Origin of the sequence: Aeromonas sp., from assembly GCF_050633025.1 — a bacterium.
In the GTDB taxonomy this organism is placed as follows: domain Bacteria; phylum Pseudomonadota; class Gammaproteobacteria; order Enterobacterales; family Aeromonadaceae; genus Aeromonas.
This window is the reverse complement of record NZ_JBODRQ010000119.1, coordinates 1-10,328: the sequence shown is the minus strand read 5'-3', so window position 1 is coordinate 10,328 and position 10,328 is coordinate 1. Positions and strand designations below refer to the sequence as shown.

Here is a 10,328-nt window from a genome sequence, read left to right as displayed (position 1 = left end):
ATGGCGAAGGCACGGCCCTGCTCCACCATGCTGAGGCCGCGGCGCCATGGCATCGGTTTAAGCACTACCTCATAGTCAGACATAGCAGAAGTTACCTCGCGGATGATGTCAGCATAGATCCCCCTGACCTCCTCCCCCTCCTGCCAGGAGTAGGGGGGGTAGGCGGCATCCGCCAGGATCTCGACCCGGGTCTTGGCGTGCGCCATCATGCACAACCCCAGCAACAAGCAACACCAGATGCGCATAAGCCAGCACCTCTTGAAAAAGCCTGCATCAAGCATAACCATCCATCGCACCCTCCTCCTCTGCCTCGCCATATTTCATGCCATCTCTTCGTTGGCAAAAAAATGTTAATGAAATATTAACCCCATCCTTTATGCTGGAGAGCAATTGCTCTGAATGGATGGCCACATATGGATGTGCAACTGCTTCTGCTCTACCTCTCCCCGATTTTTCTGGCTTTTATCGGCTGGGAGATGCTCTACCTGCGAAAACATGGCGCTGCCTTTCCCACCGCCACCTATCAGTGGCGGGATCTGTTCGCCAACGCCGCCCTGGCCCTGATGCACCAAGGTGGGGATGCACTGGCGGCCATCTTTATTGCTTATCTGTATGACACCCTCTGGGGCTGGCGACTGTTCGATATCGAGCTCACCTTCTGGAACGTGCTGCTGCTGTTCCTGTTGCAGGATCTCTGCTATTGGCTGTTCCACTTCACCAGCCACCATGTACGCTGGCTGTGGGCCTCCCATGTGGTGCATCACAGCTCGGAGCGGCTCAACCTCTCCACCGCCTTTCGCCAGAGCCTGATGTATCCCATCTCCGGCATGTGGCTGTTCTGGATCCCGATGATTGTCATCGGCTTCCCGCCCGAGGCGGTAGTGGCCACCGTGCTGCTGAGTCTGGGTTTTCAGTTTTTCGTCCACACCCAGGTGGTGGGCAAGCTCGGCTGGCTGGAGTGGTTCTTCAACACCCCCTCCCACCACAGGGTGCACCACGCCAGCAACGCCAAATACATAGACCGCAACTTTGCCGGGGTGCTGATCATCTGGGATCGGCTGTTTGGTACCTTTGTCGAGGAAGATCCGGCCGAGCCGTGCCGCTTTGGCATCACCAAACCGATCCTCAGCTTCAACCCCCTCACCCTCACCTTCCACGAGTGGCGCGATATGCTGCACGATGCCCGTGCCCTGCCATGGCGACAAAAACTTACCGTGCTGTTTGGCAAACCATCCGGGCCATCAGCCTCCTGAGCGCTCGCAGATAAAAACAACTGAGGCCACCAGAAGGTGGCCTCATTACGCTCGTGATCCTGATCCGTTGGGGCTTAACGCCCTGCCAGCACTCGCTTGATCTGTTTGACCCAGTCGGAAGCCCGACCCTGCTGCGGCAAGTCGCGCCAGATCTGCTCCCACTGGGCAGGGCTGAGCGGACGACCGAGGCGACGCTGCACACCAGCATAGAGATAGTCATGGGCCGTGGTGGCCGCATGCTCGGAGGTGAGGAATTTGGAAACCGGATCGGTCAACCGCACATCCCGCATGCCGAGTAGCGGATAGTCGTTGTGCACCGCCGCCAACATGGTCTCGCGCATGGCAGACTCGATGTAGCCACGGGCAAACAGGGCCGTCACCGACTCCAGCGAGCCCTGCTCCGGGCCGTGATACTGCTCGTCAAAGACCGGGCTTGGCTCTGCCATGCCGCTTTGCACCACCGCATCGGGATCCGGCTGCGGCACGACCACGGCGGGCTTGGGAGCTGCCGGCTTGGCTGCCACTGTGGCTTTGCGTGGCGCACTCTGGCTACAGGCGCCGAGTGCCAAGCCGAGCACGATACAGGCAATTGCACGGGAATGAGACTGCATTTTCATGACTCCTGAACGCTCCTCTTAGGCATCCTGAGCAAGTTTGTCAGTAACAACTGCGGGTTCAATCCGGGTGACCAGCAGCTGGTCGATCTTGTAGCTGTCGATATCCACCACTTCGAACTTGTAACCCGCGTATTTGACCGAATCGGTCCGTTTGGGGATCTTGCGCAACATATACATGATAAAACCGGCGATGGTCTCATAGTTCTGATCGTCCGGGAACTCTTCGATATCGAAGGCGCGCATCACGTCGGAGATGGGGGTGACCCCGTCCACCAGCCAGGAACTCTCGTCCCGCTGCACAATCTGCTCCTCAACCACGTGGGTAGCCCACTCCCCCATAACGGTACTCATCAGGTCGTTCATGGTGACGATACCCACCACCAGCGCGTACTCGTTCATTACCACGGCAAAGTCGCCTCTGTGGTTCTTGAAGTACTCCATCGCCTCGTAAAGGTTGAGGGTATCGGGAATGATGATGACGTTCTGCACCAGCGAGCCGCTGTTGAGATCGATGCTCTGACCACCGATGACGCGGATCAGCAGCTCTTTGGCATCGACAAAGCCCTTGATGCTGTCGAGGTTGTGGTCACAGACCAGAAACTTGTTGTGGGGATGTTCGGCGATCTTCGCCTTGATGCTCTCTTCATCCTCTTGCAGGGTGAAGTAGATCAGGCTCTCGCGCGCGGTCATGGCGGAGGTCACGCCAAGGGACTGCAGCTCGAACACGTTCTCGATGAGCTGGTGCTCCTCGCGCTGGATGACTCCCGCTTCGGCACCGGCATCCATCACTGCATAGATATCGTCCGAGGTGATCTCGTCGTTGCGCACGGTGGAGACACGCATCAGACGGAACAGGGCGTTGGCCAGTCCGTTGAAGATCCATACCAGCGGCATCAGCACAGTGACAAAGAAGAGCATGGGACGCACCACCACCACGGCGATCTGCTCTGGCATGATCATGGCCAGACGCTTGGGCATCAGGTCGGCGATCAGGATAAACATACCGGTGACGAACACAAAGGATGCACCTGAGCTGATCTCGCCCAGCCAGGGGCCCTGATAGAACTCGGAGACCATTCCCTTGATGGCAGGATTGAGAGCTGACTCACCCAAAATACCGCCCAGAATGGCAACGGTATTGAGGCCAATCTGCACCACGGTAAAGAAGTTGCCCGGCAGGGCCTGCAAAGCCAGCACCTTTTCGGCCTGACGGTTGCCTTCATCCGCCATCACCTGCAATTTGATTTTGCGGGAGGCCGCGAGGGAGATCTCGGAGAGGGAGAAGAACACACTGCCGCCAACCAGCAGCATCAGAAAGAACAAACTATCGGCAAAACTCATGATTAACCTAATTGCTACGCCCGCCTTAGCACAAGACGGCAAACTGGGCCCGGGAGACCGGACCGTGAGTCCATCCGGGACTCACACAGGGGGAGTATTCTATCAGAAAACTGCCAGGTGGGGGGCGTGATCTTACTCCGACCAGTTATGCAACAAAAAGTTTCGTCGCGGCTTTCCGGGGAAGGCCGCCTTGATTGTCAGGAAGAAGTAGTCCGAGTCCCTGAAGCCATAGGCCATCCGCTTGATCACCTTGATGCGGTTATTCACCCCTCCAGCAGGCTGGTATGCATATGGAAGCGAGCACTGGCGAGGATAGCTCGGCGTAGCGTTTAATGTTTCGGGCAAAACGCTGCAGCGGGGCACGCCCGCTCTCCTGTGCATGCCGTAACCGAAAAACAGGGCTTTCTCATCAAACAAAATCAATACATTACGATGACAAATTTGGCTTTGTCAGCGATCTCGGGAGGCCGCAGCCTCCAGTTTGGTTTGAGCAGGCCAATTACAATCCTCATAAAGACCAACCGGCTTATAATGGAGCGACCATCGTCATCCAACAGAATAATGCGTTGAACAGGCAACACTCTTTCGTCATTCACACCCCCAAAAACCGTTTTACATGGTTTAATCGGTAACTGTATAACGCGACTCCCCTCTTTTTTGCGTTGGATCAACATATGACGGCGCCGAACTGGCGAAGATGCGCTTCGACATATAGCGACCATTTCGCGCCGGAGAGAGTTATGACAAGCCAAGCCACCGCAGGTGCTTCGACCTGCGACTACAAGCTGTGGGACATCCTCGTCGAGTCTGCAAAGGAACGCACTACCATTCGTTACTCCAAACTGGCCAAGCAGGCCGGGCTGGAGCAGTGCCAGGATGAACTGCGCACCCTGCTGCAACGCATCCGCATGTACTGCACCGAAAACAACCTGCCGATCCTCTCCGCCATCGTGGTGGACGACGTGGGCAAATACACTGGCCTCTCTTCCAGCCTGCCTGATGCACCCTGGGAACGGGCCCGGGTCTTTGACCATGAGTGGACCACCCTGCACTGATTGAGGTGCTTGATGATGCCGACCAAAACGCGCCCGTTGGCGCGTTTTGGCTATCTGGCGTTTGCCCCCTTCTCTTTTTCTCCTGCAATAGTCGATCTTCTCCCGCAATACCCAACCCCATCGGGCACGCCAGCCCCACTGCTTCTGACCTTGTGCTCAAAATCGCCGTTCAGGTGTGACCAGTTCCGGTAAAACCCGCGAGCCAGACCATCGGCGTTGCCATGAGATCGCCACAATGCCAGAATCGGGCCCTTGCACTGTGTTGATTCGGATTTTCGGGACGCGGCCCACGGCCAGCGCCCACAAGAGAAGGACTCCCCATGGCCATCACCCTCTATGGCATCAAGAACTGCGACACCATCAAGAAAGCCCGCAAGTGGCTGGATGAGGCCGGTATCGACTACCGCTTTCACGACCACCGCGCCGACGGCCTGAACCCGGAAGATCTGGACAGCTGGCTGGCAAAACTCGGCTGGGAAGCCCTGCTCAACAGTCGCGGCACCACCTTCCGCGCCCTGCCGGATGAGGCCAAACAGGGGCTCGATACCGCCAAGGCGCGCGCCCTGCTGCTGGAACATCCGGCCATGATCAAGCGCCCGCTGCTCGACCGTGACGGCGAACTGACTCTGGGTTTCAAGGCTGATCACTACCAATCCCTCTTCTCCCGTTAAGGACAACTGATGTCGGATGTCATCGCACTGGGCAAGGATCTGATCCGCCGCCCCTCCGTTACCCCCCTCGATGAAGGGTGTCAGACCCTGATGGCGGAGCGCCTCGCCAAGCTCGGGTTTGTCATCGAGCCCATGGTGTTTGAGGACACCACCAACCTCTGGGCCCGCCGCGGCAGCGAAGGGCCGCTGTTCTGCTTCGCCGGCCACACCGACGTGGTGCCCGCCGGGCCGCTGGACAAATGGCACACCCCGCCGTTCGAGCCGACCATCAAGGATGGCGTGCTCTACGGACGCGGCGCCGCCGACATGAAGGGCTCGCTGGCTTCCATGGTGGTGGCGGTCGAGCGCTTCGTGGCCGAGCATCCGGATCACACCGGGTCGATTGCTTTTCTCATCACCTCCGATGAGGAGGGGCCCTTTATCAATGGCACCACCCGGGTGATCGACACCCTGGAGGCCCGCAACGAGAAGATCCGCTGGTGCATCGTCGGTGAACCCTCCTCTACCGCCGTGGTCGGAGATGTGGTGAAAAATGGCCGCCGCGGCTCCATCACCGGTGATCTGCTGGTGCGCGGGGTGCAGGGCCATGTGGCTTATCCCCATCTGGCGGACAACCCCATTCACAAAGCCGCGCCAGCGCTGGCGGAACTCGCTGCCACCGTGTGGGATGAGGGCAACGCCTACTTCCCCCCCACCAGTTTCCAGATCGCCAACATTCAGGCCGGCACCGGTGCATCCAACGTCATTCCGGGCGAGCTGCAGGTGCAGTTCAACTTCCGCTTCAGTACCGAACTGACCGACCTAGATATCCGCGAGCGGGTCACAGCGCTGCTGGATAGACATGGCCTTGATTATCAACTGAGCTGGACCCTCTCCGGTCAACCGTTCCTGACCGATACCGGGGAACTGCTGGATGCGACCGTGGCAGCCGTGGCGGCGGTCAATGGACAACAACCCGCCCTGCTCACCACCGGCGGCACCTCGGACGGGCGCTTTATCGCCCCCACCGGCGCCGAGGTGATTGAGCTCGGTCCCGTCAACGCCACCATTCACAAGGTGAACGAGTGCGTGAAGGCGGACGATCTGGATCTGCTGGCGGACATGTACCAAGGGGTGCTCGAGAGATTGCTGGCATGACGCAGGAACAACTGCTGGGGCTCGACGAGAGCCACCTTATTCTGGTGGGGCGCGGCCCCCATCGTCTGACTGCCGCCACCGCCGCGGCCTTCAACGACATGCAGGTTGCTGCCGCCTATGAGGGGTTCAACCTGCAAACGGCCTCCAGCTGGCGCGGTTTTGATCGCCAGCTCGCCATCTGGAATGGCAAGTGGCGCAGCGAACGGCCGCTGCTCGATGCCAACAGCCAGCCCATCGATGCCCTGCAACTAAGCGAGGTGGAGCGGCTGCACGCCATCCTGCGCTGGAGTGCCCTGCCCGGCACCAGTCGTCACCACTGGGGGACCGATCTCGATATCTACGACCCGGACTGCCTGCCCGCCGATACCAAACTGGCGCTGGAGCCGTGGGAGTATGAAGCCGGGGGCTGGTTTGCAGATCTCAGCGAGTGGCTCAGCGACCATATGAGCGACTTCGGCTTCTTCCTCCCTTATGCCAAGCCGGTCGGGGCAGAGAGCGGGGTCGCCTACGAGCCCTGGCATATCAGCTTCTCGCTGGAGTCCGACGAGCAGCGGCTCGATCCCGCGGCACTGGCGCTTTGCCTGCAACAGGCGGATATTGAAGGCAAGTCGACCATATTGGCCAACCTTGATGACATTTTGGCCCGTTATGTCACCACCTGTCCTGACGAAAGGAAAATCCCATGAATCTCTGGCTGTGGATAGGGTTGCCGCTGCTGTTCCTGCTCGGGCTGTTTCTCAATGCCATCAAAGACATGAAACGGCTGGAGAAGCAGTTGCCCAACTACAAGGACAAGATCCGCGAAGTGAAGGACGATGACGACGACTGAGTCGTGCCATCCGGGGAGCACCAGTGTGCTCCCTTCTCTTTGTCTGCTGTTTATCTCACCCCTTGTCTCTCTCCCCCCCAGCGTCAGGTTTCCATCTGACCATCACCGTCATGTAGCCCGCCGCCGAAAATGAAAAAGACTTGCGGGGAAAATGAAAAGCTATCGGCCCGGTAGTTTATCAAACTTGGTGGCACCGGAATCACTGAGTTTGATAACCCCGTTAAACCGGCATTAAACCTCTATCTCATAGGTCGGTAAATCCGGCGCCTCTCCTGCCAGCTCCCCTCCCCGGTAAAATGCCTTCTTGCCGATGGCTACCCCGATACCCCGCACTGTGACCGTTCCACCCGCCAGTGTACTGATAGTGGTCGAGGTTGAACCAACAGCTGTCACGGTACCAACCAGTAAGGGATCAGCGCCCGGTACCAGTTCAAGGAATCGCTTAAACAGGTTCATACAAATCGCTCCACACTCAGCTGTTGGCGCACCGTCATGGCCCGGTTCTGCAATGCAGCAGAGACCCTGACGCCCCGGTTGTAGCCCTTCCAACCGTCCACGGCGAGCAATGCGCCCGGCAGGATCAAGCCGGTATCAGCTGACAACGGCAGTTCAATGGTCTGGGTACGCTTGGGCATGGTCTTGGCCAGCCCCACCACACCCTGGGCACGGGCGGCCGTCACATCACACACCAACGGGTGGGTGATGGTCGGCGCTTGTTGCTCGCCAGCCGTCCCCTGGCGCACAACCCGCGCACTGATGCCCTGATGACCACCGCTGACCCAGACTCCGTTGGCGGCATGACCCGGCTGAAAGTCACTGCCCAGGGTAGTAATGATGGCGCGGGGGATCGCCACATCGGCCTGGGCAGTATCAAGCTGCCACGGCACGGTGGGATATCGCGGCTTGATGACCAGATGGCGGTTGCGCTGGTGTGGCAGCACAAAGCCACCGGCCGCCTCAGCCAGGTACCTGATCACCTCGATCGGGGTCTGATTATCCAGGCTAAAGAACCCGGCAGGCACCAACCAGTCAGCTGCTTGCCAATCCAGCGTCCAACCCACCGGCAATACGGCAGCAGCCAACTGGGCCATGGTCGCGGCTGCACGCTCACTCACCGCCTGCGCCAATACATGAGTCGGCGACAAGTAAGCGGTACGCGAGCGGCCCGTCAGCGTTGCCGACTCGCGACCAAAGCTCTGGCTCGATTGCCAACCATCGCACACGCAGTCCCATTGCTGGCCGTTGATATGGATGCTGACCTCTTCCTCATCGGTCAACGCAGCCGCCGCAATGCGGGGGATTTGAGCACTGAACTGCCACGCCCAGGAGTCTGTATCGAGCTCGATACTCACCGCCGTGGCAGGGATATCGAGTCCATCACGTACCCGCACGATCTTTGCTGTATTGCTCACCAGATAAACCCTCCGGGTTGGAATGACGATTGCCGCATCACTGCCCTGCCAGACAAACTCCAGCTCTGCCGTGTCGCGCTTGCGACCGAACGCCAGCCGCAACACCCGCTTATCGGGACGGATGGGAGGCTTGGGTGGTTCTGGCGGCGGCGTCTTGCCCCAGGTGGGCAACGTGGCCTCATCCCAGCCATCACGCCAGCCCTCTATCAGCGGCTGGCCGTGGTGCCAGACTTGAGCGGCTACCCCTTTACCGATGGGGATGCCTTCTTGCCACTGGTCAGCCAGCCAAACCAGGTCAAAGCGCGGCGGGTTGGTGAACCCGACAAGGCGCCAGCAGCTGACCGGCGCCGCCTCAACCCACAGGGACTGATTCGCCACATGGCCAGCGGCCAGGCTGTCATAGCCCTGGCGACTCTGCTGGCTGACCGGCACCCCCTCGGCAAAGCGTTGTTGATTGGCCATGAACGTCTGGGGCATCTGTTCGCCCAGCTCAGCCACCTGCTGCTGATGCGCAGCGGCCTGTTGCCACAGGGAGCGACTGGTTGCCCGCTCGGTGCCTGCCTTCTGCCATTCGTTACTGAGGGCCTCGGAATGGCTATCTGCCCGCTCCCACGCATCCCCCATTGCACTGGCAGGGCCCCGGAATACGTTCTGGTCATACTGCCCGGCGAGCACCGGCAACGGGGCGCGGGATGTGCTGGCCATGGTGCATTCAATGACGAACTCACCAACCAGCTCCCCACGGCCATGGGTTTGGCTGGCAAGCACCGCATCAAGCACCACTGAGCAGCCCAGCATTACGCTGGAGCGATGCGGGGCACCATCCAATACCGATGCCAGCACCAACCCTGGTGACGCGCTCAGGCGCGGCGGCAGGGTGGTACTGTTAAGAATACCGATCAGGCGCACCACATCAGACTGATTCAGCTCCAGCTGGCCGTTGATGCTGCGAGCCTTACGCAGCGCTAGGCTGGCATCCTTTCTGGCCATATGGCCCCCCGGTTACGGTTCAGTGATGGTGGCGGTATTAATGCGGATCAGCGCACCGGCAAAAAACTCCGCTGCGGGCAGCTCCAGATCGGCGCCACTGCCCGGCACCCCGACATCGAGATCCGCCACAAAGGCCCCGTCCCGGTCAACAATGCGTCCCCAGGTGGGGGCACCGCTGCCAGTGGCCATCTGTTCGGCAAGAGGTTTCAGGGTCAGCACCCCGCCGCTGATCGTTTTGGCGCAAGGGTGGCTGAACGTGAGCACCACCAGAGCCAGCTGGTCAGTCGTGGCCGCCCCCGGTGCCGGTTTGGTGCCGGTGTAGATGGTCAGCTTGGCACTTGCCCCGCTGCCTATATCAATGGCCGTGGCCAATAGCTGGGCGCGACTGGTGCGCAGCCCTTCGGCATAGGAGATCATGGTTATTTCCTCTTGAGCGGGGCAATCATGGGGAACTGCTCGGGCGCCACGCCACCACCAGGCGGATAGGGCTTTGGCGCCTGATAGTCGGCGGCCACCGCGTTGTAGTCAGCGGGACCATATGCCGGGTCATCCTGGGCGACCACCATATAACGGCGATTCAGCCACAGCAGATCGAACCGATAGATCCCATCCGCTGCGCGGCTGTAGGTCTCGCCAACCAGCTCGCCATCCTGGGTAAAGCAAAGTACCCGGCGCCGCACTCCCATCCCGCTGATGGTCACCGTACTTTCAATAAACCCCTGCTCCACGTTGCGCACCCCATCGAGGATCCAGAAGTAATCCCGCCCCTTGCAGATCACTCGCTGGCTCATCTGCTGGATACTCAACGGGCCGGGATAAAACGGCGGTTTCCCTTGCCACGCCACATCTTTCGGCAGGAACTTGGCACGGGTCTCCTGGTTGGCCACGGTAACGGTCATCGGTGTGGTGAACAGCACATAGGTAAACTCGACTTGGAGCGGGACAAATTCAGTCCCTATCCTGGCCAGGCGGTCTCCCGGTTGCAGCTCTATCCATATCTTGTATTGCGTTGAGGCAATGAAT

Annotated in this window: 12 protein-coding genes and 2 pseudogenes; 6 read left to right on the top strand and 8 right to left on the bottom strand. The window is 59.6% G+C overall.

The genetic code is table 11. From position 1 onward, the window contains the following. Positions 1-245: transporter substrate-binding domain-containing protein (locus ACRAUW_RS14265; protein WP_431362805.1), on the bottom strand; the 245-nt coding region annotated here is incomplete at its 3' end. Positions 246-413: 168 nt separating this feature from the next. On the opposite strand from ACRAUW_RS14265, the gene ACRAUW_RS14260 reads away from it, so the two are divergent. Then, on the top strand, positions 414-1,253 hold the full coding sequence (locus tag ACRAUW_RS14260; RefSeq protein WP_431362804.1) for a sterol desaturase family protein: 840 nt from the start codon (positions 414-416) through the stop codon (positions 1,251-1,253). Between the two features lie 74 nt (positions 1,254-1,327). On the opposite strand, the gene ACRAUW_RS14255 is transcribed toward ACRAUW_RS14260, so the two are convergent. The 3 genes and pseudogenes from ACRAUW_RS14255 to ACRAUW_RS14245 form a co-directional block, all read right to left on the bottom strand. Beyond that, a complete protein-coding gene (locus tag ACRAUW_RS14255) occupies positions 1,328-1,870 on the bottom strand; it encodes a hypothetical protein (protein ID WP_431362803.1) in 543 nt (180 codons plus the stop codon). An 18-nt stretch (positions 1,871-1,888) separates the two neighbouring features. Then, positions 1,889-3,211, bottom strand: coding sequence for a hemolysin family protein (locus ACRAUW_RS14250; protein ID WP_431362802.1), 1,323 nt, complete (start codon positions 3,209-3,211; stop codon positions 1,889-1,891). 132 nt (positions 3,212-3,343) lie between these two features. Further along, positions 3,344-3,599, bottom strand: a pseudogene (locus ACRAUW_RS14245) (transposase); the annotation flags it as partial. A gap of 352 nt (positions 3,600-3,951) precedes the next feature. Here ACRAUW_RS14245 and ACRAUW_RS14240 point away from each other — a divergent pair. From ACRAUW_RS14240 to ACRAUW_RS14220, 5 genes are all read left to right on the top strand, one after another. After that, positions 3,952-4,266 carry a hypothetical protein gene (locus ACRAUW_RS14240; RefSeq protein ID WP_005337929.1) on the top strand — a complete coding sequence of 105 codons (315 nt, stop codon included), beginning with the start codon at positions 3,952-3,954 and terminating at the stop codon, positions 4,264-4,266. 320 nt (positions 4,267-4,586) lie between these two features. Beyond that, positions 4,587-4,937, top strand: coding sequence for an ArsC family reductase (locus tag ACRAUW_RS14235; protein ID WP_431362801.1), 351 nt, complete (start codon positions 4,587-4,589; stop codon positions 4,935-4,937). 9 nt (positions 4,938-4,946) lie between these two features. Next, a complete protein-coding gene (gene dapE, locus ACRAUW_RS14230) occupies positions 4,947-6,074 on the top strand; it encodes a succinyl-diaminopimelate desuccinylase (RefSeq protein ID WP_431362800.1) in 1,128 nt (375 codons plus the stop codon). Next, positions 6,071-6,760 carry a M15 family metallopeptidase gene (locus ACRAUW_RS14225; RefSeq protein ID WP_431362799.1) on the top strand — a complete coding sequence of 230 codons (690 nt, stop codon included), beginning with the start codon at positions 6,071-6,073 and terminating at the stop codon, positions 6,758-6,760. Before dapE ends, ACRAUW_RS14225 begins: the two co-directional genes overlap by 4 nt. Next, positions 6,757-6,903 carry a hypothetical protein gene (locus tag ACRAUW_RS14220; RefSeq protein ID WP_184232348.1) on the top strand — a complete coding sequence of 49 codons (147 nt, stop codon included), beginning with the start codon at positions 6,757-6,759 and terminating at the stop codon, positions 6,901-6,903. The genes ACRAUW_RS14225 and ACRAUW_RS14220 overlap by 4 nt, the downstream gene beginning before the upstream one ends. 231 nt (positions 6,904-7,134) lie before the next feature. Here the strand turns inward: ACRAUW_RS14220 and ACRAUW_RS14215 are convergent, their stop codons facing one another. The 4 genes and pseudogenes from ACRAUW_RS14215 to ACRAUW_RS14200 all read right to left on the bottom strand — a co-directional run. Next, positions 7,135-7,359, bottom strand: a complete 225-nt coding sequence (locus ACRAUW_RS14215) for a hypothetical protein (protein ID WP_139461483.1) — start codon at positions 7,357-7,359, stop codon at positions 7,135-7,137. Continuing rightward, positions 7,356-9,305, bottom strand: a complete 1,950-nt coding sequence (locus ACRAUW_RS14210) for a hypothetical protein (protein WP_431362798.1) — start codon at positions 9,303-9,305, stop codon at positions 7,356-7,358. The genes ACRAUW_RS14215 and ACRAUW_RS14210 overlap by 4 nt, the downstream gene beginning before the upstream one ends. Before the next feature lie 12 nt (positions 9,306-9,317). Beyond that, positions 9,318-9,722 (bottom strand): hypothetical protein, encoded by a 405-nt coding sequence (locus ACRAUW_RS14205; RefSeq protein WP_431362797.1) that lies wholly within the window; start codon positions 9,720-9,722, stop codon positions 9,318-9,320. A gap of 2 nt (positions 9,723-9,724) precedes the next feature. Continuing rightward, a pseudogene (locus ACRAUW_RS14200) lies at positions 9,725-10,328 on the bottom strand (hypothetical protein); the annotation flags it as partial.

Bases quoted from the DNA above. Each gene is read 5' to 3' on its own strand.
- ACRAUW_RS14260 (WP_431362804.1), top strand. From the start codon at position 414: ATGGATGTGCAACTGCTTCTGCTCTACCTCTCCCCGATTTTTCTGGCT.
- ACRAUW_RS14240 (WP_005337929.1), top strand. From the start codon at position 3,952: ATGACAAGCCAAGCCACCGCAGGTGCTTCGACCTGCGACTACAAGCTG.
- ACRAUW_RS14250 (WP_431362802.1), bottom strand. From the start codon at position 3,211: ATGAGTTTTGCCGATAGTTTGTTCTTTCTGATGCTGCTGGTTGGCGGC.
- ACRAUW_RS14225 (WP_431362799.1), top strand. From the start codon at position 6,071: ATGACGCAGGAACAACTGCTGGGGCTCGACGAGAGCCACCTTATTCTG.
- ACRAUW_RS14205 (WP_431362797.1), bottom strand. From the start codon at position 9,722: ATGATCTCCTATGCCGAAGGGCTGCGCACCAGTCGCGCCCAGCTATTG.
- dapE (WP_431362800.1), top strand. From the start codon at position 4,947: ATGTCGGATGTCATCGCACTGGGCAAGGATCTGATCCGCCGCCCCTCC.
- ACRAUW_RS14255 (WP_431362803.1), bottom strand. From the start codon at position 1,870: ATGAAAATGCAGTCTCATTCCCGTGCAATTGCCTGTATCGTGCTCGGC.
- ACRAUW_RS14210 (WP_431362798.1), bottom strand. From the start codon at position 9,305: ATGGCCAGAAAGGATGCCAGCCTAGCGCTGCGTAAGGCTCGCAGCATC.
- ACRAUW_RS14220 (WP_184232348.1), top strand. From the start codon at position 6,757: ATGAATCTCTGGCTGTGGATAGGGTTGCCGCTGCTGTTCCTGCTCGGG.
- ACRAUW_RS14235 (WP_431362801.1), top strand. From the start codon at position 4,587: ATGGCCATCACCCTCTATGGCATCAAGAACTGCGACACCATCAAGAAA.
- ACRAUW_RS14215 (WP_139461483.1), bottom strand. From the start codon at position 7,359: ATGAACCTGTTTAAGCGATTCCTTGAACTGGTACCGGGCGCTGATCCC.